Below are 22658 nucleotides of genomic sequence, written 5' to 3'. Positions count from 1 at the left end.
TTGTGTTCAGAACGGCAGGACCGTGTCCATGAACTGCTGCCCGTAACGTGGTGTCTGAAGCTGCGTGAGGGTTCCGCGTCCACCGTAGGAGATCCGTGCTTCGGCCATCCGGTCATGTGTGACGGTATTATCTGCCGTGATGTCCTGCGGGCGGACAATGCCGCTCACGCCCAGTTCGCGTAGCTCGCTGTTGACCCGGACTTCCTGTTTTCCCATCACGACAAAATTGCCGTTGGGCAGGACCTGAGTGATGGTTCCGGCCAGACGCAGGGTAACAGTTTCGTTGCGGGTGATTTTCCCGGTCGCGCTGGAATCGCTGCTACTGGCCGTATTCAGGCTGTTTGCACCGGTGATCGAACTGATGATCTTGCCCTTGATGCCGAAAAGGTTGGGAATGCCGAACTTTTCGTCAGCAGCCCTGTCAGCCGTCGTTCCGTTGTTGAAAGCGGCGTTGTCGGTGATGTCCACGATGATCGTGACGAGATCCCCGACCTGAGAGGCCCGCTGATCCTTGAAGAAGGCTTTGCTTCCGGAGCGCCACAGGCTGGCCGCTTCGTCAGGAGGCGGCTGAAGAGGGGGCATCGGCATGCTGACCGGACGGTAGGAGGCGGCAAGCGTCGGATTTGTGATGGATGTCATACGAGGTGGTCGCCCGATTTCGGACATCTGGGCAAGGGAATTGCAGGCTGACAGGACAGGCAAGAGGCCAAGCAGCCCCAGAGTACGCACAGAATGTCGAAAAGGATGCCGCATGGGGAAGTTGAGATCCGTCAGTTCCGTAGGGTCTCAAGCAAACACGTTAGCGGTAAAAAACCTGTTAAGACGCCCGCATTCTTGCGCGTTTAAAGGCGCGTTGAACGTGACTGATCAACCATTGCGTCGCTTACTTTCCCTTGCCCTGTTCGCGGATGTGACCGAAAAGAGTCCGGTCTGGGATGGCATTTGGTCAGTCTGGGCCATTCTGCCGGGAGAACGCCCCATGCCGACTGTTTCTGCCTTTTCTGTTGCGGGCCGTTCGTTCGCTTATGGCTCCTGACATGGGGTTGCGGATTCTGCTGACGGGTGGGCAGGGATTTGTTGGGCAGCACCTCAAAGCCCGGCTTCTGGACCGACTGCCCGGGCATGTGCTGCTGGAAGATTCGATGGATATTCGGGATCGGGCTGCGGTCGAACGTTTTGTCCGTAGTGAAAAGCCCGATGCCTGTCTGCATCTGGCGGCCGTCTCTTCGGTGGCGCGCGCCGAGGCTGAGGACGCATGGACTGTCAATCTGGACGGAACGCTCATTCTGGCCGAGACATTTGAGACTTATGCTCCGCAGGCCAGCTTTGTGTTCGTCTCAACGGCCGAGATCTATGGCACGAGTTTCTCGTCAGGGCAGCCGCTCGATGAAACAGCCGTTATTGCGCCGGTCAATGCCTATGCGTCTAGCAAGGCGGCGGCGGATCTGGCGATAGGCAATCTGAGTCAGGAGGGGTTGCACGGTGTGCGTCTTCGCTCCTTCACGCAGGCCGGAACGGCGCAGGATGAAGCTGCGATTCTGCCGTTTCTTGCGGCGCAGGTGGCGCGGATTGAGGCTGGCCAGCAGGTTCCGGTCGTTACCGTTGGACAACTGGATGCCGGGTTTGACGTTACCGATGTGCGCGATGCGTGTGATGCCTATATTGCGGCGCTCGTTCCGCCCCGTCCGCTTCCCAATGGGACGGTTTTGAACATCTGCTCAGGCGTGACGCGGACCGTTCGTTCGATGGCGGAGGATCTTCTGGACGTTGCGGGTGTTTCGGCGACGCTCAGGGAAGACCCGACGCTTGCTTCGCCGTCCGGTCTGGCGTCCATGCAGGGTAATCCGGCTTCTGCGCGTGAGGCACTGGACTGGTCCGCACGGACTCCGTGGAGCGAGACTTTGATCACGGTTCTTAATGACTGGCGTTATCGCATCACACTCTGAAAGCCCGTAATGCAATCGACAAAGACCATTTTCTTCGCAAAACCGGAGTTCGTATGATGACAGATCCCCATGACACTGAAATCACGCTGCTCGCCACCGCGAACGGGCTGGTCATTCCGGTCGAGTTCCATGCAGGCGTGCGCAGCAATCTGGATCTTCTGCGCAGTTATGGTGCGCTGATCGAAGGGCTGGAACTGCCTGATCGCCTTGAACCTGCATTCCGGTACGAGCCATGAGCGGCCTTCAGCAGCGCACCGTCGCGCTCGCCGCCAGCGTTCGCAAGGGCGAGATTTCCGCCCGAGAACTCGCGCTGAAGGTTCTGGCCGATATCGAAAGCCGGGACGGGACCTATGGCTGCGCCACGCGCCTTCTGATGCAGCGTGCGCTGGAAGCGGCCGATCGGGTGGACCGTCTGGTGCTTCAGGGGCAGGACCCCGGACCGCTCGCGGGTGTGCCTTTCGGCATTAAGGATCTGTTCGATGTCCGCGGAGAGATCACGACGGCGGGGTCCAAGGTTCTCGCCAATGATCCGCCCGCCACGCAGGATGCGGTTCTGGTCGCGCATATGATCGCAGCCGGGGCCATCCCCGTTGCCCTGACGAACATGGACGAATTCGCCTACGGATTCGCCACGATCAATGCGCATTACGGCAATACCCGCAATCCGCATGCGCCGGACCGCCTGGCGGGAGGCTCCTCAGGCGGGTCGGCGGCGGGTGTGGCGGCGCGGCTGTTTTCCATCGGGCTGGGGTCCGATACGAATGGCTCGATCCGCGTTCCGTCCTCGCTCTGCGGTATCTGGGGGCTGCGCGCGACGCAGGGGCTCCTGTCGACCGAGGGCAGTTATCCGTTCGTGCCGAGTCTCGATACGGTCGGGCCGTTTGCGGACAGTGCAGGTGGGCTGAAGGCCTGTTTTGAGGCTCTCAGCGCCAAGGCGCTTCCGGCTGTGGAGGCAGGCAGCCTGCGGATTGCCCGGCTTGGCGGCTGGTTCGGTGAAAACATGTCTCCCCCGATGCAGACGGCCATCGACAAACTCTCGATGGGGCTGGGGGCGACGGATGTGGTTGAACTGCCGGAGGTGGCGCGGGCGCGGGCGGCGGCTTTTGTTATCAGTGCGTCCGAAGGGGCGGGGCAGCATCTTACCCGTTTGCGGACACGGGCTGCGGAATACGATCCTGCCGTGCGTGACCGCCTGCTGGCCGGTGCGCTTCTGCCATCCACGCTCGTCTTTCAGGCCCATCGTCTGCGGCACTGGTTCCGGGACCGGATGCACGAAGCGTTTGCAAAGACCGACATCCTGCTGGCTCCGGCGCTTGTCGGAGAAGCGCCGCGCTTCGATCAGCCTGAAATCGAGATCGGCGGCAGGATGGTCTCCGCCCGCGCCAATCTGGGACTGTATACGCAGCCGCTGACGCTGGCTGGGTTCCCGGTTCTGACGGTTCCGATGGCGGTTCCGGGCCTGCCGCTCGGCGCGCAGTTCATCGCGCGTCCGGGGCGGGAAGACCAGCTTTTCGCGCTGGCGGAAAAGCTGGAAGCGGACGGGCTGGCCGAAGCCCGTCTGATCTGACTCAGGGCTGTTTCAGCGCCTCGGCCATTCTTGCGTGGTCGAGGCGCTTTTCCCACGCAGCGATCAGGACCGGGGCCACGCAGTTACCGGCGAAATTGCCGACAGCCCGGGCGATTCCCACGAACCAGTCCACGGCCAGAAGCATCACGAGGCTGCCGGGTGGAATGGAAGGAACGCTGGCTAATGTCGCCGCCAGAACGACGATCGCAAAACCCGGAATGCCGTGCGCGCCTTTGGATGTGATCAGGGCGGTCACCAGCAGGGTTGTGATCTGCCAGAACGTCAGATGCGTCCCAGTCGCATTGGCCAGAAAAATGATGCCCAGCCCCAGGTAGATCGACAGCGCATCCAGATTGAGCGAATAGCCCGCAGGCACCACGATTCCGACGACCTGCCGCTCGACGCCCAGTTTTTCGAGCTTGGTCATGAGGCTGGGCAGAACGGCATCGGACGCCGTGGTGGTAGCGACGATCAGCAGTTCTTCACGGAAATACCGTGCAAATCGCAAAGGGTTTACGCCTGCGAGCCGAAGGCCCCCGCCCAGTGCGCAGACGACAAATGCGCCGACCAGCAGGAAGTACAGGACTGTAAATCCGGCCAGATGCCCAATCGTTCCGAGGCCATATCGTGCCGTCGTGGTCACCATTGCCCCGAAGACGCCGAGTGGAGCCACGCGGATGATGAGGCCCATCATGCGTGAAAACAGGTCGGACACGCTTTCGATCAGTCGGACCAGCGGCAGGCCCCGCTCTCCCATGCTGCTCAGGCAGCATCCGACAAGAATCGCGAAGACCAGAATCTGAAGAACATTACCCTGCGCAAACGCATCGGCCGGGGTGTGGGGGATGAGTGAGAGCAGGAAGCCGCTAAAGCCTTCCGCACGCAGATTTTGGGCATGACCTCCATAGGAGGCGATCATCCGGGCGTCGCTCGCTGTGGGAACGAAGCCCACGCCCTGTCCGATTCCCAACCCCATCGCCACCATGACCGCCACGACAAGCGCCACGGTGGTCATGAGTTCGAAATAGAGCATCGCGCATCCGCCAAGACGCCCCACTGTCTTCAGGGAGCCCGCACCCAGAATGCCGAGTGTTACGATGCAGAACAGTAGCGGCCCGACCGCCATGATGATGAGGCGCATGAACAGCGCTGTCATCCAGCCCACGTCATCTACCAGAAAAGGGAAGAACAGTCCGGCGCCAAGTCCCAGAACGGTCGCCAGAACGACCTGCGCGAACAGGCTTTCCGCAAAAGACTTCACCATGCTGCGACGGCTCCGTCGCTCCGGGGGTCAGTTGCGCCCTCGAGCCGTCCATTTTCATGACGGACCAGCGCACCGGCATGACCCATGATGATGGACTGTTCTTCAAGCGCCTCGACGACATGCCCGGCCGTTTCAAGCTGCGACATCACATCCGGGCTGAAACCCGGCTCCACCTTGAGCGACAGGCTCTCTTCTCCCCATGTTCGTCCGAGCAGCCAGCGGGGTCGGCGGATGGTCTCCTGAAGCGGAACGCCGTGGCGGACGTGGCGGCTGAAGACTGCGGCCTGTGTCTGGGGCTGCCCTTCGCCACCCATGGTGCCGTAAACCATGGTCCGTCCGTCGCGGAGCCGGGCCGCGGCCGGGTTGAGCGTATGAAAGGGCTTGGCGCCGGGACGCAGGATGTTCCAGCCCGAATGGGCCAGACGGAAGGACGAGCCCCGGTTCTGCCAGAACAGTCCGCTCTGCGGCAGCATCACGCCGGAGCCGAATTCGAAATACAGGCTCTGGATCATGCTGACGGCCACGCCATTGCGGTCGATTGCGCCCATCCATGTCGTGTCGCCCCATTGCGTTTGTTCCGTCCAGGGCATGGCATGGGTCATGGACATCCGGGCTGTCATCGCCTCCAGCCGTGTCGGATCGGCGAGCAGGCTCCGCGCCAGCGCCTCGGAATGCTCACTGCCATCCGTATAATGGTTGCGATAGAGAAACGCCTGTTTGGTCGCCTCGACCAGCCCGTGGATGTGCGAAAAGCTCTCCGGCCCGTCGTCGCGGCTCAGATGATCCGAGAGCGCAAGGATCAGAAGCGATGCCACGCCCTGTGTGGGAGGCGCAGTGTTGTAGAGGGTGCCATCGCTCGTCTGGGCCTGAAGCGGTTCCTTGACCTCCGCGCGATGCGCCAGCAGGTCCAGCGACCGGACCGGGCTGCCCGCCGCCGCCAGATCCGCCGCCAGACTGCGGGCGAGCGGGCCGTTATAGAAGCTCCGCAAGCCGTCCCGGTTGAGCATCCGCAGCGTCTGGGCCAGTTCCGGCGATTTGCGGATGCTTCCTGCCGTCCAGGGTTTGCCTTCGGGAAAGCAGACCCGCGCCAGTGTCGGGTCTGACATCAGTTCGTGCTGTTTCTGCGCGAGCAGGGCGCCCTCGCTTTCGGAAACCACCCGGCCATGTTCGGCGTAATGGATGGCGTCGCGCAGCAGCCGGTCCAGCGGCAGGGGATCGCGCAGTTCGGCGCTCAGTTCCAGCGCGGTTTCCCAGCCCGAGACTGTACCCGCAACCGTATTGGCCGCAAGGCCGCCGCGCCAGGGAATGACGGTGTGCCCGGCTTCGGTATAGATCGTATGTTCGGCGCCCATCGCCAGCGCTCCGCAGGCGTCAATCGCCACGGTGCGGCCGTCCGGATGGCAGATCAGCCAGAACGCATCGCCGCCCAGCCCCGTCATGTGCGGATACACCACGGCCAGCGTGGATGCCGTGGCGACGACGGCCTCAATGGCCGTGCCGCCTTCGCGCAGGACATCCAGCCCCGCCTGACTGGCCAGATGGTGCGGCGACGTCACCATTCCGCCAAGAGCGTTGGGTGTGAGCATGGTTTCGTCCTTAAACTGGGAGGAGTTCGGGCTGAAGGCGCGGGACATGCGCGCATAGCGTCCGGATCAGCAGGTCTTCGGGGCCCTGCGCGGTTTGATGGCGGGTGGAGGCGATGAATTCCACCTGAGGCATGTCCGGCAGAAGGCCCGGCGCGCAATGCGGCAGATGCTCCACATTTCGCAGAAACGCGGGCTGCGGCGTCACGCCATATCCCGCCCGGACGGCGGCTAAAAGCGCTCCGAGACTCCCGCTGGTAAAGGCCAGATGCCACGCTCTTCCGCTCTTGTTGAGCGTCTCGATCGCCAGTCTGCGCGTTACGCTGCCATCGGGAAATGTGACGAGCGGAATGGACTTTTCTGCCGGAAATTCGGTGCCAGCGGGCGCGTACCAGCGCATGTCCTCGGTCCAGAGTTTCTGGCCGCGCGTCTCGCTTGTGCGTCGCATCCCGCACCAGACATCCAGTTCTCCCTGTTCCAGAAGATGCGCCAGATGCGCCGACAGCCCCACGGTCAGCGTGATCTGAAGGGAGGGGTGGGAGGCGCGGAAGGTGCCGAGAATTTCGGGAAAGCGTGTCAGGAGCAGGTCTTCCGTCACACCCAGCCGGATCGTCCCGCGCGGCGCTTCCTGCCGGAAGCGGGACAGGATGCTGTCCTCACATTGCAGAAGCTGTCGGGCCAGACCGATCAGCGCCATGCCGTCTGCGGTCAGACGCACGCTTTTGGTGCTGCGGGCCAGCAGGCGCGTGCCAAGCTGCTCCTCCAGCCGGCTGACATGCTGGCTGATGGTGGACTGGCTCACCCCCTGGCTCTGCGCGGCTGACGTGAAATGCAGCGTCTCCGCGACGGCGAGAAAGGATTGCAGATGGAACGGATCGAGATGCATCTGATCTTTCATGCCAATATGTGTGACCATATTTATTGGCAGGTCAACTTGATCTGATTCCGTTATGAGCGCAAAGTTCCCCCGCTTGACCCATCACCCCGGACAGGAGCCCTCATGACAGCCCACGGAGCCCGCGCCGTCGAGCGGTGCCGTCTTCTCGCGGATGGTCCGTTCAGCGAGACGCCGGGCAGTCTGTTCCGATTCTGGCTCGGTCCTGCCTATCAGCGCACGCTTGCGCAGGTCGCAGAATGGATGGAAGAGGCCGGTCTCAGCACCCGTCTGGATGCTGCCGGCAGCCTTGTCGGGCGCTACGAGGGGCTTGTGCCGGGTGCTCCGGCCCTGATGATCGGTTCGCATCTCGATACTGTCCGTAATGGCGGTGCGTTTGATGGCAATCTGGGTGTCATGCTGGGGATCGAACTTGTTTCCGCCCTGAAGGAAGAGGGCACTCGCCTGCCATTCGCCATTGAGGTCATGGGGTTCGGAGACGAGGAGGGGTCCCGTTTTGCAGCTCCCATGATCTGTTCCCGCGCCATGGCCGGGCTGATTGAATCCATTCCCGAAGGCATGACGGATGCGTCCGGCGTGACCATGGCCGAAGCCATGATCCGTTATGGTCTCGACCCGGCGCGCCTGAGTGAAGCTGCCCGTCGGCCGGATGAGCTGATCGCTTATATTGAGCCTCATATCGAACAGGGTCCGGCCATTGAGAGTGTGGACGGAGAAATCGGTGTCGTCACCGCCATTGCCGCCCAGACCCGCCACCGGGTGACCGTCACCGGCCAGTCCGATCATGCGGGTACGACGCCCATGAGCATGCGTCAGGACGCCCTGACGGCGGTGGCTGAAATGATTCTCGCTGTTGAACGTCATGGCCGCTCCGGAGGCGCCACGCAGGTTGCCACGGTCGGGCAGGTTGAGGTCGTGCCCAATACCTCGAATGTTATTCCGGGCGAAGTTCGCTTCTCGCTCGACATGCGGGCTGAAACCGACGCGGCTCGGGATGCGATGGTGGGCGCCATTCGCGCAGATCTGCACGCCATCGCCGCCAGCCGGGGCGTCGGCATCACGTTCGACACGCCGCAAGTCCTGCCTGCCGCTGCCTGTGCGCCCGAACTGGTGGAGCGCCTGTCCCGGGCCGTGACGACCGTGACCGGCCGTCCGGCCCAGCGCGTTCTCAGCGGTGCGGGGCATGATGCCATGGCCATGGTCGATTTGTGCCCGATGGGCATGTTGTTCATCCGCAGCCCCGGCGGCCTCAGCCATCACCCCGATGAAACCGTTCGTGTGGGAGACGTTGAGCTCGCCCACCGCGCCCTGCTTGCCTTCGTCAAGGAGTTTCAGTCATGAGCCAGCTTGCATCTTACGCACAGCTTGATCCGCCGTCCCGTCTGCTGATGGGGGCGGGGCCGACCAACGTCCATCCGCGCATCCTGCGCGCCATGTCCTATGACGTGATCGGCCAGATGGATCCGGAAATGACCGCTTATATGGACGAGGTCATGGCCCTGTATCGCGAGGTCTTCCGCACGAAGAACCACTGGACGCTGCTTGTGAACGGCTCGGCCCGGTCGGCTATTGAAGCCGCTCTGGTGTCGCTGGTCTCGCCGGGCATGAAGGTCGTCATTCCGCGTTTTGGTCGTTTTGGCCTGCTGCTGACGGAAATCGTCCATCGCTGCGGCGGTATCCCGTGTACGGTGGATGTGGAATGGGGGGAGGTCGTCGATCCGGCTCGCATTGAGGCCGCCGTCATTGAGCATAACCCGGGTCTGGTCGCCTGTGTGCATGGCGACACGTCCACCACGACTGCCCAGCCGCTCGAAGAGATCGGCCGGATCTGCCGCAAGCATGACGTGCTGTTCTATGTGGACGCTACGGCAACCCTCGGCGGCATGACGTTCGAGACCGATGCCTGGAATATCGACGTTGCCACGGCAGGGCTTCAGAAATGCCTGAACGGTCCTCCGGGTTCCGCGCCGATCACGCTGTCGGACCGTGCTGTTGCTGCCATTCTCAAGCGCCGTCACGATGAAGCCGGGATTGCCACCGGTCAGGAACAGGGAAGTGGTCCGGTCATCCAGTCGAATTATTTCGATCTGGCGATGCTGATGAACTACTGGTCTCCGGCCCGGATGAACCATCATACCGAAGCGACCTCCATGCTTTATGCCGCGCGTGAGACGGCGCGTCTGGTTGTGGAAGAGGGCGTGGAGGCCCGTGTTGCGCGTCATGTCAGGGCAGGGCGCGCCATGGTTGCCGGGCTGCGGGCCATGGGGCTGAAGGTCTATGGCGACGACACCACCCGTATGAGCAATGTTACCGGCGTCTGGGTGCCGGACGGTGTGGACAATGCCCGCATCCGCGAACTGATGCGCGACGATTTTGGCATCGAGATCGTCTCGTCCTTTGGACCGCTGACCGGGAAGATCTGGCGCATCGGGGCCATGGGTCTCAACGCCCGCAAGGACAAGGTGCTCCTTACGCTGGCCGCGCTCGATTCTGTTCTGGCCGGCGAGGGCGTAACGCTCAACCGTGGCGCCGGCGTGGATGCTGCCCGTGCTGCCTGGGATGCGGCCTGAGCAGTTTTCGGGCCGGGGACTCTATCCGGAAGCTCTATTTCGGATGGTTCTTCCGGCCTGAACCACTTTTCTTTCCGCCACCGTCTTCCTTATTGACCGTGGCCCAAGCGCGGCGTTCCGCTTCCTTTTCGGAGATGCCGCGCTTTTCGTAGCTCTCCTCGATATGCTCCGCTTTGCGCTTCTGTTTGTCGGTATAGGCTGACTTATCCCCACGAGGCATGATCCTGCCCTCCTGCATGAGATCCAGCCTCCTCTACGTCCGAACCCGACCCGCGTTCCCCGGGGCTTTGTCCCTACACAAACAGGTGTAAGGGCAGGAGTGCGGGCTTGATCCGAAGCCCTCATGGCGCGAGCATCTCCGAACTTCATTGCCGCCCGGAGAACATGCAGAATGTCGCTCGTCTTTCATCATACGCCCGAACGTGCCGCAGTCTGGCGAGAGAAATTCGCTCGTGTCCGGCCGGATATCCCGTTTCATGTCTGGCCTGAAACCGGCCCGAAAGAAGATGTCCGCTATCTTGCGGCCTGGCAGACGCCGGACGATCTCGGCGCGCTTTTTCCCAATCTGGAAGTCCTGTTCTCGCTGGGCGCAGGGATCGATCAGCTCAATCTGGCCAATATTCCCCCCGGCGTGCAGATCATCCGCATGGTGGAGAACAGTCTGGTTGAGGGCATGATCGAATATGTTCTGTGGGCGGTGTTTTCCTTCCATCGGGACATGTTCCGCTACGCGCGCCAGCAGCGCGAGCATGTCTGGAACGGTTCGCACAACCGTCCTGCGAAGCTCTATCGCGTTGGCGTCATGGGGATGGGAGAACTGGGGAGCCCGGTTCTGGAGAAGCTCGTCTCTTTCGGATACGAATGCCGGGGCTGGAGCCGCAGCCGCCGGGAGGTCGCGGGCGTGACATCCTTTGCGGGAGAAGCGGAGCTGGGCGAGTTTCTGGCACAGACCGACATTCTGGTCTGCCTTGTCCCGCTGACGGAGGCCACGCGCGGCATCCTCAACCGCGACCTTTTTGAAAAACTGCCGAAAGGCGCGTGCGTCATCAACTGCGGACGCGGTGGTCATCTGGTACAGGACGATCTGATCCCGGCGCTCGATAGCGGACAGCTGTCACAGGCGGTTCTCGATGTCGCCACGCCCGAACCGCTGCCGCCCGAACATCCGTTCTGGGATCATCCGCGCATTTTCCTGACCCCCCATATCGCCAGCGCCGCGCAGTCGGACAGCGCGGCCGAGGTCGTTCTGGCCAATTTGCGACGCTACGAAGCGGGCGAGTCCATGACCGGCGTTATCGACACAGGACGGGGTTACTGAAGATGAGGGCCGGTTTTTGCATTTTCCGGCTTGCCAACCCTCAAGGGCTCGGTTAGAACGCGCCCACCTTGATGGGTGCGCCGGTGTAGCTCAGCTGGTAGAGCACGTCATTCGTAATGATGGGGTCGGGAGTTCGAATCTCTTCACCGGCACCATCAAGGTCTTTCTGAAAATCCGACTATGATATTCCGTGTTCCGTCTGTCGGACACGGTGCGGCCTCATGGTCCGGATCTTCACATTTTTTCAAAACATTGCCGATAAAATCCGCGTCCTCTGGGCAATATGCCTGTAATGGGACTACGGTGAGTGTCGATATCCCGATGCAGAGGACTGCCCGGAGGAGGGCAGACTGTCAAAAGACGGCTCCCTGCGCTAGGTTAGGAGCCCGATGTCTGACCGTTTCCATAAACGGCTGTGGCGTAACGCCGTCAGCTTCTCCCGCAGTCAGGAGCCTCACGCCTCCATCCACGCGGTGGAGGGTCTGCGCGAATGCCCGACCTGCGGCCTTTTTCAGCATGTCCCGCGTCTCAAGCCCGGCCATCTGGCGGAGTGTCTGCGCTGTGGCTGTCAGCTTGCCCGCCGCCGCAAGACGTCCCTGATTGGCGCTCCGGCGGCTTTCTGCCTCACCTCCGCCGCACTCTACGCCGCTCTTCTCATCAGCCCTCTCATGACGCTGAATGTTTATGGGCGGGAAAATACCGTTTCCCTCATGAGTGGGCCGATCGAACTCGGACATCAGGGCTATGGTATGATCGGCGTGCTCGTCGCGCTTGTGACGGTGATCATGCCCGGGGTCATTATCGCACTGATGGCGGCCATCCTGTATGGAGCCTCCCGCCCGCAGATGCCCGACTGGACCCCGCGTCTGCTCACCTGGTACGACCGCCTGCGCGGCTGGTCGATGGTGGAAGTCTATGTGCTGGGCGTGCTCGTGGCCTACACGAAGCTCGTCGACCTCGCGCTCGTCATTCTTCAGCCCGGCGTCTATCTTCTGGGGGGGCTGATGCTGAGTATGGCCGCCGTGGATTCGACGTTCGATGCCGAACGGATCTGGCGCAGCCGGGACATCCGCCCCACCGTTGAAGGCCATCACGGGCATCGTCTGGACGTTGCGCATCTGGATGCCCGCAACGGCGTTATTCCGCCCGTGGAAAACATGCTCTCCTGCCATGCCTGCGATCTGGTTCTGGCGTTTGATCACGCCGTGCCGCAGGAGCAGGACATGGGCGACTGCCCGCGTTGCGGACAGATCCTGCGTCGCCGCAAACCGCAGAGCCTGATCTCTGGTACATGCCTGCTGGTGGCGGGGATCGTGTTCTACCTGCCCGCCAATATTCTGCCGGTCATGACTTACACAAAGGTAGGGCAGGGCGCGCCCAGCACCATCATCAGCGGTGTGATCGAGTTGTGGCAGGCGGGAATGATCCCGCTTTCCCTGCTGGTGCTCTTTGCCAGTATCACTGTGCCGGTTCTCAAGATCGTGGCCCTGACCATCATGATCATCGGCACCCGGTTCCGTTCCCGCTGGCATCTGCGCAACCTCTCGAAGCTGTACCGGCTCGTCGTCATCATCGGCCGCTGGTCGATGATCGATGTTTTCATGATTTCCATCCTCGTCGCCGTTGTGCATTTCGGCTTTCTGGCGAATGTCACGGCCGATCCGGGGATGGTATGCTTTGCTCTGGTCGTGATTCTGACCATTTTCGCAGCAGAGCTTTTCGATCCCCGCAGTATGTGGGATGCAGCCGGTCTCAACGGCGTGGTTGCCCCTCCTCTGGCGGATGGGACGCCTCCTGAGACAGAGTCTCCGACCGAGTCCGTTCCGCAACTGCCTTCTTCTGACCCAAACGACATGGAGCCTGAACGCGCGTGAGCGATTCCCGAAACAACCGGGGGGAGCAGCCGGTCTCGCCCAAGGAAGCCCCGGTGCGCCGCACCCGCTTCTCCCTCATTCTGCTGATTCCCGTGGTGGCCATTCTCATCGCCGGATGGCTGGCGTGGGAGCATTTTGCCACGCGCGGTCCCGAAATCACCATCACGTTTGAAACGGCGGATGGCCTGACGCCCGGCCAGACGCAGGTAAAGAACAAGGCCGTAACACTCGGTACGGTGCAGGACATTACCTTGAGCGACGACATGAAGCATGTCGACGTGACGGTGCAGATGAACGCCAACAGCGCCCATATCCTCACCGATCACACCCGTTTCTGGGTCGTGCGTCCGCGGATCAACGGTGCCAGCATCACCGGCCTCGATACGCTGTTCTCCGGTGCCTATATTGCTCTGGACCCTGGAACGGATGATGGCCACTACCAGAAGTTCTTCAAGGGACTGGAATCACCGCCCGGCGTCCGATCCGACCAGCCGGGTGAGACGTTCTGGCTGGTGTCGCCTTCGCTAGGCTCGCTTGGTCCGGGGTCGCCGGTCTTCTTCCGCGATCTCCAGGTGGGCGAGGTGCTTGGCTACACGATGCCGCCGGGTGGCAGAGGGCCGATCGTCATTCAGGCCTTCGTCAAGGCACCCTACGACCACTATCTGCGGACGGACAGCCGTTTCTGGAACGTCTCGGGCGTTCAGGTGGGACTTGGTGCGGGCGGGTTGAAGGTCCAGCTCAAATCGCTTCAGGCTCTGTTCTCTGGCGGCATTGCCTTTGGTCTGCCGGAACAACGCCTTGCCATTGATCTGCCCACTGCCCCCGCCAATTCCGTCTTCAAGCTCTATGCCAGCGAAGCCGATGCCGATAACGCCCGTTATCACAAGCGTCTGCGGGTCGTGACGTATATCAACTCTTCCGTCAAAGGTCTGACGAACGGCAGTCAGGTAACGATGTTTGGCCTCCAGATCGGCACGGTTACGGATGTCCGACTCCTCCTGCAGGGACCGACGAAGCTGCCCCGTGTCCGCGTGGATATGGAGCTTGAGCCAGAGCGCATGCTTTCGAACTGGGATGAGCGGCTTGAGAACAGCAGGGATGCGCCTGTTGAAAAATATCTTCAGGCTTTCGTAGCCGAAGGGATGCGCGCCTCGGTCCAGAGCGCCAGCTTCCTGACTGGCGAATCGATGATCGCCCTGCAATTCGTCAAGAGTGCGCCCGTTACCACCCTGACCTATGAAGGCGATGTCGCCGTTCTCCCAAGTCAGGCGGGCGGTATGGACGGGATTATGGAATCCGTCTCCACCATCACTGACAAGATCGCGGCAATGCCGCTGACCGAAATCGGTGGGCATGTGAACGATCTTCTGGCGCATGCGGATGGTCGTCTGAACAGTCCTGAAGTGACGCAGTCACTCGCGGCCCTGCGAGACTCGCTTCAGAACCTGAACAAGCTGACGAAAACCGCCAACCAGAACCTGCCGGAACTGATGAAGAGCCTTCAGACCACAATGAACAGCGCGCAATCGGTGCTGGGGTCTTATGGCGGCGACACGGATTTCCACCGCAGCCTTCAGGGCATGATCGTCCAGCTGACCCAGATGTCACGGTCTCTGCGTTTCCTCACGGATTATCTGGATCACCACCCCTCTGCTCTCATTACCGGCCGCAGGAACTGAGCCATGACACAGTCTTCGACGCCCCGCCTTCGTCTCCTGTCCCTGATGGGTGCTCTGGGGATGAGCGGCCTTCTTGCAGCATGCAGCAGCGACCCGACGCTCTATACGCTCGCACCCGTGCCAGGAGTGGCGCAGGCGGGCGGTCCTGTCGTGGTCGAGGTCCGGACGCCTGTTGTGAGCACACGGCTGGATCGTGACACGATCGTCAGAGCCAATGAGGATTACCAGACGCGTCTCGCAACCGGTACAAGCTGGAGCGAGCCGCTTTCGGATATGGTCGGTCAGACGCTGACAAGTGATCTGGCCCAGCGTCTGCCGGGCACGACTGTTTTTGCCGAGAATGATGCGGTGAGCACGACTCCGTCAGCCTATGTCGAACTGACCGTTCGTAATTTCGAAGCCGATTCGGCAGGACATGCGCTCGTGACGGGCACGCTGTCAGTTCACCCGGCAGGGAAGATGATTGGTCCTGTGCTGACATCGCCTGTCGTCTGGCAATCGCAGGATGCGGTGGCGTCCAGTACGACAAAGCTGACCGCAGCCCTGAGTCAGGGAGTTGCCGCGATTGCCGATCAGGCCGCCGAAAAGCTGCGTCTCCTTCCGCCCCCGGTCACGAACTGATGGGGTTTAGCAGAAGGTACAAACAAAAAAGGCTCCCGGAATGGGAGCCTTTTTTGTTGGAAGAACCGACAGACTGAAAAGCGTTAGAGCTTTTCAACCTGCGTGAAGTCGAGGTCCACAGGGGTCGAGCGACCGAAGATGGACACGCTGACTTTGAGGCGCTGACGCTCGTCGTCGACGTCTTCGATCATGCCGGTGAAGGATGTGAACGGACCATCGGCCACGCGGATCTGCTCGCCAATCTCGAAAGACAGGCTGGAACGGGGGCGCTCGACGCCTTCCTGAGCCTGCTTCATGATTCGGTCGGCTTCGGCTGCCGTGATGGGGGTCGGACGGTTGCGGGTTCCGAGGAAGCCCGTGACCTTGGGGGTGTCCTTGACGAGATGCCAGGCTTCGTCCGTCAGCTCCATCTTGACGAGGACATAGCCCGGGAAGAACTTACGCTCCGCATTGACCTTACGGCCGCGGCGCATTTCCGTCACGTCTTCGGAAGGGACGAGGATCTGTTCGAAATGGTCCGAAAGGCCCTTCTGCGCCGCCTGTTCCTGAATGTGACTCGCGATTTTTTTCTCGAATCCGGAATAGACGTGAACAACATACCAACGCTTCGCCATGGTGCGAACCTAGCCTCCGACGCCAAAAAGTCCGCGGACGCCAAAGCCGATCAGCTGGTCCACGATGAAGAAGAAGATGCAGGTCACGGTGACCATGACCAGCACGGCACCTGACGTGATCAGGGTGTTGCGACGGGTCGGCCACGTGACGCGCTTCGCTTCGGCGCGGACGTCACGGACGTAAGCGACCAGATTGAAGCCGGATCCGTTCTTTTGAGGCGCTGTTTTCCGCGACTCGTCTTTCGGGGTACTGACCGACACCATCGTCCTCGAATCAAGTGAAAGTCCCGCTCCCGGTGTCGGGGGGGACATCCGGCGAGAAGGAGTGGCAGGGGCGGAGGGTCTCGAACTCTCAACCTCCGGTTTTGGAGACCGGCGCTCTAGCCAATTGAGCTACACCCCTATCGTCGTGCAAGGCGTCTTGTGAACGTCATGCCAGCGACAGTGGTCGCAAAAGAGAATGTTCAGGACTGAAAGTCAAGTGCCCTGAAGATCTTTGTTGTGGAATTTCCATTTTGGATTTTCCCCTCTTGCGGGCTCGACAGGAGATGGAGTAAGGACACTCCCAATCCGAGCGGGCGTAGCATAGTGGTAATGCAGTAGCCTTCCAAGCTTCTTAGGAGGGTTCGATTCCCTTCGCCCGCTCCAGATTTCCAGAAAATTCAGTTCCTGTCCTCACTGCCACTGGCAGGGCGTATGCGACGGTGTTGCGTCTCCGAACTGGAGAACCTGAAGCGCCACGGCCGCATCGCCAACATTTCCGGACAGATGGCCTTTGGGATCCGAGCCGTGAGCAATCGGCGCCGCGTCTTCATTGAGCAGGATGTCTCCCGGATTCAGTTCGACGCTGGTCCCGTCCATGGCCTTGACGAAATAGATTCCTGAAAGCGGCACGATCCACTGCACCCGATGACTTTCGCTCCATCCTCCCTTCCAGTGTGGAGGCTGAACGCGCAGGGTCACGGTTGCCGGTCCGTCATGGGGGCTGCTGAGCATGATTTTGTTGCCATCAGGCGTGAGAGAATCTTCATGGAAGGTCGACATCTTGCATTTGGTCAGATGCGTGGTTCCCTGCGGATCGGTCCAGTTGTCCCAATAGGAGATGGTGGGGAAGGAGGGTTTGTCCTCAATGGGGGTCGCATGAGCCACTGGACCCAGGACGGGAACGGACAGGGCGCCGAGCAGGAGAAAAAGGCGCTTCTGGATAGACATCGAATCTCCATATGTTTTTTATTGGGGAGGGCGTGACGGGGCAGAAGAAAATCTGCCGGAAAGCCGCTGTGAAACGCCCGTCATGCCAGTTCGGCAGCATAAAACGCAAACCCGCGTCACGATCCTTCCGCCTAAGGGGGCTATTTGCGATCCTCTTGGTTGCGCAGGGCTGGGACAGCGTGCTAGAGGCGGCGCCAAGTGGAGGACCGGGTTTCAGACGAATCCTGCGCGGGGACGTCTATGCCCGGTCCGGACAGTTTTGATGCAAGGGACCGGATAAGCCGGTTCCGGCCGCACTCTGCGGCGGATTTAGTGAGACGGAACACGCGTGTGACGGTGACACAGGTGCCGCAGGTTGGACAGACAGGGGGCTTGGCCCAGCGCTACGCCCGTGCGCTTTATGATCTCGCTTCGGAGCAGGGAAATCTTCCCGACGTTCTGGGTGAAGTGAAGGCGCTGCGTACCGCCATTTCCGAAAGCGACGACCTGCGGAAATTCCTGGCTGACGCCCGGATGGACATCCGCCAGGGTCAGACGGTTTCGAATGTCCTGATGTCGAAGCTCGGCTTTGGAGACGTCCTGCGCCGGTTCGTCGGCGTCATCGCCGAAAACCGCCGTCTGCCTGATCTCGCATCCATTCTGGACGGTGTTCTGGCGCTTGATTCCGCCCTGCGTGGCGAAGTCGTGGCCGAAGTCCGCTCCGCACAGCCTCTTAACGACACGCAGCGCAGCCAGCTTCAGGCCCGACTGGCCGAAGCCGGTTACAGCCGCGTGTCCATGACCGAACATACGGACGCTGCCCTCCTTGGTGGCATGACCGTACGGATCGGTTCCACACTCTTTGATACTTCGATCGCCGGGCGCCTGACCCGCCTGCAGAACGCCATGAAGGGAGCCGCGTGATGGATATCCGTCCCGCCGAGATTTCGGACATCCTCAAGCAGCAGATCGCGTCTTTCGACCAGGTCGAGACCGTTTCCGAAACGGGAACGGTCCTGTCCATCGGCGACGGCATCGCCCGCGTCTACGGCCTGAACAACGTCATGGCCGGTGAAATGGTCGAGTTCGAAGGAACCGGCCTCAAGGGTATGGCCCTGAACCTCGAAGCCGACAATGTCGGTGTGGTTCTGTTCGGCGACGGTGACGGCATCCGCGAGGGCGACACCGTCCTGCGTACGAAGTCCGTGGTTGAAGTTCCGGTCGGCAAGGGCCTGCTCGGACGCGTGGTTGACGGTCTGGGTAACCCGATCGACGGCCGTGGCCCGCTGACGGACGTTGAATACCGCCGCGCCGAAGTGAAAGCTCCGGGCATCATGCCGCGCCAGTCGGTCAGTGAGCCGATGCAGACCGGCATCAAGGCCATCGACGCTCTCGTTCCCATCGGACGTGGCCAGCGTGAGCTGATCATTGGTGACCGCCAGACGGGCAAGACCGCGATCCTGATCGACACCATTGTCGCCCAGAAGCCGGTCAATGCCGAAGGTGATCCGAAGAAGTCCCTGTACTGCATCTATGTCGCTATCGGCCAGAAGCGTTCCACGGTGGCCAATCTGGTCCGTACGCTGACCGAGCATGGCGCGATGGAATACTCCATCGTTGTTGCCGCTACAGCCTCCGATGCGGCTCCGATGCAGTATCTCGCACCGTACACGGCCTGCGCCATGGGTGAGTACTTCCGTGACAACGGCATGCACGCTCTCGTCTGCTACGACGATCTGTCCAAGCAGGCTGTGGCTTATCGTCAGATGTCCCTGCTGCTGCGTCGTCCGCCGGCACGTGAAGCGTTCCCGGGTGACGTGTTCTACCTGCACTCCCGTCTTCTGGAACGTGCGGCCAAGATGTCCGACGCCAATGGCGGCGGCTCCCTGACGGCCCTGCCGGTCATTGAGACACAGGCTGGTGATACGGCTGCCTACATCCCGACCAACGTGATCTCCATCACCGATGGCCAGATCTTCCTTGAGACGGACCTGTTCTACAAGGGCATCCGTCCGGCCGTGAACGTCGGTGGCTCCGTGTCCCGCGTGGGTTCTGCAGCCCAGATCAAGGCGATGAAGCAGGTTGCCGGCAAGATCAAGCTGGAGCTGGCGCAGTATCGTGAAATGGCTGCGTTCTCGCAGTTCGCTTCCGATCTGGATGCCGCAACCCGCAAGCAGCTTGATCGTGGTGCCCGTCTGGTCGAGCTGCTGAAGCAGCCCGAGACGTCCCCGCTGCCCGTCGAAGAGCAGGTTGTTGTTCTTTACGCCGGTACGCGTGGCTACGTTGATCCGATCGCCGTGGACAAGGTTGTGGCCTACGAAGCCGCTCTCCTGTCCGAGCTGCGCGGTGCGGGCTCTGACATCCTGACGGCCATTCGCAATGACCGCCAGATCAAGCCGGAGACGGAAGGCAAGCTCAAGGAGCTGCTCGAAGCATTCGGCAAGCGCTTTTCGGCCTGAGGATAGCCCATGGCTTCGCTGAAGGAACTGCGTGGACGGATCACGGGCGTCAAATCGACGCGCAAGATCACGAACGCGATGAAAATGGTCGCAGCCTCCAAGCTGCGACGCGCCCAGATGCAGGCCGAAGCGGCTCGCCCCTATGCCGACGCCATGCGTCGCATGATGGCAGAGCTGGCGACGGCGACCCGGGGTGAGGACGCGACAAGCCTGCCGCGCCTTCTCGCGGGAACGGGCAAGGACCAGACCCATCTCGTGGTGGTGCTGACCTCTGACCGTGGCCTTGCTGGCGGCTTCAACGCCAATATCGTCCGCAGTGCCCGTCAGCTGGTCGATACGCTGGTATCGGAAGGCAAGACGGTCCGCATCCTGCCGGTCGGTCGCAAGGGGGCAGATATCCTCGTGCGTCACTATCCGGACATGATCGTTGATCGCCTGGCCGGAACCGAAGGCAAGGATGTCGGGTTCGACAAGGCTACCGACATCGGAAGCCGGATCGTGACCCTTCTGGAAGCGGGCGACATCGACCGCTGCACGCTGGTCTATAACCGCTTCCTCAATGCCATGACGCAGGTTCCGGTCCAGGCACCTCTGGTTCCGCTCGCGGTTCCCGAGAACGACAATGCCGCTCCGGATGCCGATACGGCCCAGTACGAATTCGAGCCGGACGAGACGACGCTTCTGACGCAGCTTCTGCCGCGCAACCTTCAGGTCCAGATCTTCTCGGCCCTGCTGGAAAGTGCTGCTGGCGAGCAGGGTGCGCGCATGACCGCGATGGACAATGCCAGCCGCAATGCCAGCAAGGCCATCGACCGTCTGTCGCAGAAGTACAACCGTACGCGTCAGGCTAACATCACCAACGATCTGATCGAAATCATCTCCGGCGCAGAAGCCGTTTGAGATCACGCAGGAGACGAATCCGATGTCCGAAACCCTTACCCCTTCTGCCGGAGCTGCCAACAACGTGGTCGGCCGCGTCACCCAGGTGCGCGGTCCCGTCGTGGACGTGCAGTTCGAAGGCGATCTTCCCTTCATCCTGAACGCCCTGCATGTCCAGAACGGCGATCACACGCTGGTTCTGGAAGTTGCGCAGGAAATCGGCGAGCGTCAGGTCCGCTGCATCGCCATGGACACGACCGACGGTCTGGTCCGTGGCGCCGAAGTCCGTGACACGGGCACGCAGATCATGGTGCCGGTTGGCCCGGCAACGCTCGGTCGTATCCTGAACGTCGTTGGTGAGCCCATCGACGAGCGTGGCCCGATTAGCAGCGAACTGCGCTTCCCGATCCACCGCCCGGCTCCGGCTTTCGAAGATCAGGCCGCTGCGTCCGAGATCCTCGTGACCGGCATCAAGGTCGTCGATCTGCTCTGCCCGTACCTCAAGGGTGGTAAGATCGGTCTGTTCGGTGGCGCCGGCGTTGGCAAAACGGTCATCATTCAGGAACTCATCAACAACATCGCGAAAGCCCATGGCGGCGTGTCCGTCTTCGCCGGTGTCGGTGAGCGTACGCGTGAAGGTAACGACCTGTATTTCGAAATGCAGGACGCAGGCGTCATCAAAATCGCCGAAGATGGCTCGACCGAGGGTTCCAAGGTTGCACTGGTCTATGGCCAGATGAACGAGCCGCCGGGGGCCCGTTCGCGCGTCGCCCTGACGGGTCTGTCGCTTGCCGAATATTTCCGTGACGAAGAAGGCCAGGACGTCCTGTTCTTCGTGGACAACATCTTCCGCTTCACGCAGGCCGGTTCTGAAGTTTCCGCCCTTCTGGGCCGTATCCCCTCCGCAGTGGGTTACCAGCCGACGCTGGCCACCGAGATGGGCGCCCTGCAGGAGCGTATTACCTCTACGAAGAAGGGCTCCATCACGTCCGTTCAGGCCGTGTATGTCCCTGCTGACGATCTGACCGATCCCGCACCTGCCGCGACCTTCGCCCATCTTGATGCCACGACGGTTCTGAACCGTTCGATCGCGGAAATGGGCATCTATCCGGCTGTTGATCCGCTGGATTCGACGTCCCGTTCGCTCGATCCGAAGATCGTTGGTGAAGAGCACTATCAGGTCGCCCGTCAGGTCCAGCAGACCCTCCAGACCTACAAGGGTCTGCAGGATATTATTGCGATCCTTGGCATGGACGAACTGTCCGAAGACGACAAGAAGATCGTTGGTCGCGCCCGTCGCATCCAGCGCTTCCTGTCCCAGCCGTTCCATGTGGCCGAAGTCTTCACGGGCGCCCCGGGCAAGCTGGTGTCGCTGGAAGATACGATCCGTTCCTTCAAGGCTGTCGTGGCTGGTGAGTACGATCACCTGCCGGAAGGTGCTTTCTACATGGTCGGTGATATCGACGAGGCCATCGCGAAGGCCGAGAAGATGAAGCAGGAGGCCTGATCCGATGCCGCTTCGCATCGAGATTGTCAGCCCGGAAAAGCGCCTTGTCGAACGTGATGTCGACATGGCCGTGGTCCCGGGCATGGAAGGCGATATTGCAGCCATGCCGGACCGCGCACCGCTGATGCTTCAGCTGCGGGGCGGCGTTGTGGCCCTTTATCAGGGCGACAAGATCGTGGACCGTTACTTCGTGACGGGTGGATTCGCCGATATGGGTGCAGATCACTGCACTATTCTGGCGGACTCCGCGCAACTCATGAGCGAGCTGTCCATAGACGAGGCGAAGGCCCGTCTGCGGGATCTGGAAAGCCGTTGGGCCGAAATCGGTCCGAACGACGTCGACATGCACGATCAGATCAGCCGCGAGCTTCAGTCGGTTCGTGCCGAACTGGAAGCTGTTCAGGATCGCAGCTCGGCCTGAACGTTTCGTTCAGATCGAGTGTAAAAAAAACCCGCTTCATCGGAAGGTGAAGCGGGTTTTTCTTTGCCGTTTTTTCTTATCTGAGATCTATCATTGGCGTTATGGGGCGGATTTCAGCGCGTTTCCCATATGTCATGCGCCTCGACAGGATGTCCTGAAGAGGGAAACAAAGCACCTGAATCCAAAAAAGTCAGAAAAAAGCGCCGTAAAGGCGCTTTTTTCATGTTTTCTTCATTTCGGATTCTCAATGGATTATGGGGATAAGTGGTT

The 22658-nt window shown here is 61.1% G+C and carries 22 protein-coding genes and 3 tRNA genes; 16 read left to right on the top strand and 9 right to left on the bottom strand.

Going from position 1 to position 22658, the window contains the following annotated elements; translation table 11 throughout:
* Positions 1-6: 6 nt before the first annotated feature.
* A complete protein-coding gene (gene flgH, locus JK176_RS11165) occupies positions 7-753 on the bottom strand; it encodes a flagellar basal body L-ring protein FlgH (protein WP_194262808.1) in 747 nt (248 codons plus the stop codon).
* A 284-nt stretch (positions 754-1037) separates the two neighbouring features.
* On the opposite strand from flgH, the gene JK176_RS11160 reads away from it, so the two are divergent.
* From JK176_RS11160 to JK176_RS11150, 3 genes are read left to right on the top strand one after another with little or no spacing between them, the layout of a single operon-like run.
* Positions 1038-1946, top strand: a complete 909-nt coding sequence (locus tag JK176_RS11160; protein WP_249194462.1) for a GDP-mannose 4,6-dehydratase — start codon at positions 1038-1040, stop codon at positions 1944-1946.
* A gap of 53 nt (positions 1947-1999) precedes the next feature.
* Positions 2000-2182: a DUF4089 domain-containing protein gene (locus JK176_RS11155; protein ID WP_249194461.1), complete on the top strand. Its 183-nt coding sequence runs from the start codon at positions 2000-2002 to the stop codon at positions 2180-2182.
* Positions 2179-3513 (top strand): AtzE family amidohydrolase, encoded by a 1335-nt coding sequence (locus JK176_RS11150; RefSeq protein WP_211587924.1) that lies wholly within the window; start codon positions 2179-2181, stop codon positions 3511-3513. The genes JK176_RS11155 and JK176_RS11150 overlap by 4 nt, the downstream gene beginning before the upstream one ends.
* 1 nt (position 3514) lies before the next feature.
* Here JK176_RS11150 and JK176_RS11145 read toward each other — a convergent pair whose 3' ends face one another.
* Genes JK176_RS11145 through JK176_RS11135 form a run of 3 tightly spaced genes read right to left on the bottom strand, consistent with a single transcriptional unit; the run spans position 3515 to position 7258 of the window.
* A complete protein-coding gene (locus JK176_RS11145; RefSeq protein WP_211587923.1) occupies positions 3515-4777 on the bottom strand; it encodes a cation:dicarboxylate symporter family transporter in 1263 nt (420 codons plus the stop codon).
* Entirely contained in the window at positions 4771-6336 is a 1566-nt protein-coding gene (locus tag JK176_RS11140) for a gamma-glutamyltransferase family protein (protein ID WP_283091979.1), read from the bottom strand. The genes JK176_RS11145 and JK176_RS11140 overlap by 7 nt, the downstream gene beginning before the upstream one ends.
* A 37-nt stretch (positions 6337-6373) precedes the next feature.
* Complete coding sequence (locus JK176_RS11135) at positions 6374-7258, bottom strand: LysR family transcriptional regulator (RefSeq protein ID WP_211587922.1); 885 nt, start codon at positions 7256-7258, stop codon at positions 6374-6376.
* 102 nt (positions 7259-7360) lie between these two features.
* Between JK176_RS11135 and JK176_RS11130 the strand changes: the two genes are divergently transcribed.
* Both JK176_RS11130 and JK176_RS11125 read left to right on the top strand, forming a co-directional pair.
* The gene (locus JK176_RS11130; protein ID WP_211587921.1) at positions 7361-8596 is read left to right on the top strand and encodes an allantoate amidohydrolase; all 1236 of its coding nucleotides are present in this window, start codon (positions 7361-7363) and stop codon (positions 8594-8596) included.
* A complete protein-coding gene (locus JK176_RS11125) occupies positions 8593-9825 on the top strand; it encodes an alanine--glyoxylate aminotransferase family protein (protein WP_211587920.1) in 1233 nt (410 codons plus the stop codon). Before JK176_RS11130 ends, JK176_RS11125 begins: the two co-directional genes overlap by 4 nt.
* 34 nt (positions 9826-9859) lie before the next feature.
* On the opposite strand, the gene JK176_RS11120 is transcribed toward JK176_RS11125, so the two are convergent.
* Positions 9860-10045, bottom strand: a complete 186-nt coding sequence (locus JK176_RS11120) for a hypothetical protein (RefSeq protein ID WP_194262814.1) — start codon at positions 10043-10045, stop codon at positions 9860-9862.
* A gap of 171 nt (positions 10046-10216) precedes the next feature.
* Here JK176_RS11120 and JK176_RS11115 point away from each other — a divergent pair, with 171 nt between their 5' ends.
* From JK176_RS11115 to JK176_RS11095, 5 genes are all read left to right on the top strand, one after another.
* Complete coding sequence (locus JK176_RS11115) at positions 10217-11143, top strand: glyoxylate/hydroxypyruvate reductase A (protein ID WP_211587919.1); 927 nt, start codon at positions 10217-10219, stop codon at positions 11141-11143.
* 79 nt (positions 11144-11222) lie between these two features.
* Positions 11223-11298 (top strand) — tRNA-Thr (locus JK176_RS11110).
* A 234-nt stretch (positions 11299-11532) separates the two neighbouring features.
* Positions 11533-13017, top strand: a complete 1485-nt coding sequence (locus tag JK176_RS11105; RefSeq protein ID WP_194262816.1) for a paraquat-inducible protein A — start codon at positions 11533-11535, stop codon at positions 13015-13017.
* Positions 13014-14696 (top strand): MlaD family protein, encoded by a 1683-nt coding sequence (locus JK176_RS11100; RefSeq protein WP_194262817.1) that lies wholly within the window; start codon positions 13014-13016, stop codon positions 14694-14696. The genes JK176_RS11105 and JK176_RS11100 overlap by 4 nt, the downstream gene beginning before the upstream one ends.
* 3 nt (positions 14697-14699) lie before the next feature.
* Positions 14700-15317, top strand: a complete 618-nt coding sequence (locus JK176_RS11095; RefSeq protein ID WP_211587918.1) for a membrane integrity-associated transporter subunit PqiC — start codon at positions 14700-14702, stop codon at positions 15315-15317.
* An 83-nt stretch (positions 15318-15400) separates the two neighbouring features.
* Here the strand turns inward: JK176_RS11095 and nusG are convergent, their stop codons facing one another.
* The 3 genes from nusG to JK176_RS11080 form a co-directional block, all read right to left on the bottom strand.
* Positions 15401-15931 (bottom strand): transcription termination/antitermination protein NusG, encoded by a 531-nt coding sequence (nusG, locus tag JK176_RS11090; RefSeq protein ID WP_062028195.1) that lies wholly within the window; start codon positions 15929-15931, stop codon positions 15401-15403.
* 9 nt (positions 15932-15940) lie between these two features.
* Positions 15941-16195, bottom strand: coding sequence for a preprotein translocase subunit SecE (secE, locus tag JK176_RS11085; protein ID WP_249194460.1), 255 nt, complete (start codon positions 16193-16195; stop codon positions 15941-15943).
* A gap of 62 nt (positions 16196-16257) precedes the next feature.
* Positions 16258-16334 (bottom strand) — tRNA-Trp (locus tag JK176_RS11080).
* Between the two features lie 171 nt (positions 16335-16505).
* Between JK176_RS11080 and JK176_RS11075 the strand changes: the two genes are divergently transcribed.
* Positions 16506-16579 (top strand) — tRNA-Gly (locus JK176_RS11075).
* A 27-nt stretch (positions 16580-16606) separates the two neighbouring features.
* Here JK176_RS11075 and JK176_RS11070 read toward each other — a convergent pair.
* Positions 16607-17143, bottom strand: coding sequence for a hypothetical protein (locus JK176_RS11070; RefSeq protein ID WP_211587916.1), 537 nt, complete (start codon positions 17141-17143; stop codon positions 16607-16609).
* 330 nt (positions 17144-17473) lie between these two features.
* On the opposite strand from JK176_RS11070, the gene atpH reads away from it, so the two are divergent.
* The 5 genes from atpH to atpC are packed head-to-tail and all read left to right on the top strand — an operon-like array spanning position 17474 to position 22388.
* Complete coding sequence (atpH, locus tag JK176_RS11065) at positions 17474-18046, top strand: ATP synthase F1 subunit delta (RefSeq protein WP_086648570.1); 573 nt, start codon at positions 17474-17476, stop codon at positions 18044-18046.
* Positions 18046-19581, top strand: coding sequence for a F0F1 ATP synthase subunit alpha (gene atpA, locus JK176_RS11060; protein WP_062028188.1), 1536 nt, complete (start codon positions 18046-18048; stop codon positions 19579-19581). The genes atpH and atpA overlap by 1 nt, the downstream gene beginning before the upstream one ends.
* A 9-nt stretch (positions 19582-19590) precedes the next feature.
* Complete coding sequence (locus JK176_RS11055; RefSeq protein WP_194268727.1) at positions 19591-20481, top strand: F0F1 ATP synthase subunit gamma; 891 nt, start codon at positions 19591-19593, stop codon at positions 20479-20481.
* A 22-nt stretch (positions 20482-20503) separates the two neighbouring features.
* The gene (atpD, locus tag JK176_RS11050) at positions 20504-21967 is read left to right on the top strand and encodes a F0F1 ATP synthase subunit beta (RefSeq protein WP_099286092.1); all 1464 of its coding nucleotides are present in this window, start codon (positions 20504-20506) and stop codon (positions 21965-21967) included.
* A gap of 4 nt (positions 21968-21971) precedes the next feature.
* Positions 21972-22388, top strand: a complete 417-nt coding sequence (gene atpC, locus JK176_RS11045) for an ATP synthase F1 subunit epsilon (RefSeq protein WP_211587915.1) — start codon at positions 21972-21974, stop codon at positions 22386-22388.
* The last annotated feature ends 270 nt before the right edge of the window (positions 22389-22658 follow it).

The organism is Gluconobacter sp. Dm-73 (genome assembly GCF_018256215.1).
GTDB lineage: Bacteria > Pseudomonadota > Alphaproteobacteria > Acetobacterales > Acetobacteraceae > Gluconobacter > Gluconobacter cadivus.
Note: the sequence above shows the minus strand (reverse complement) of the source record. Positions and strands in the feature narration are given on the sequence as shown.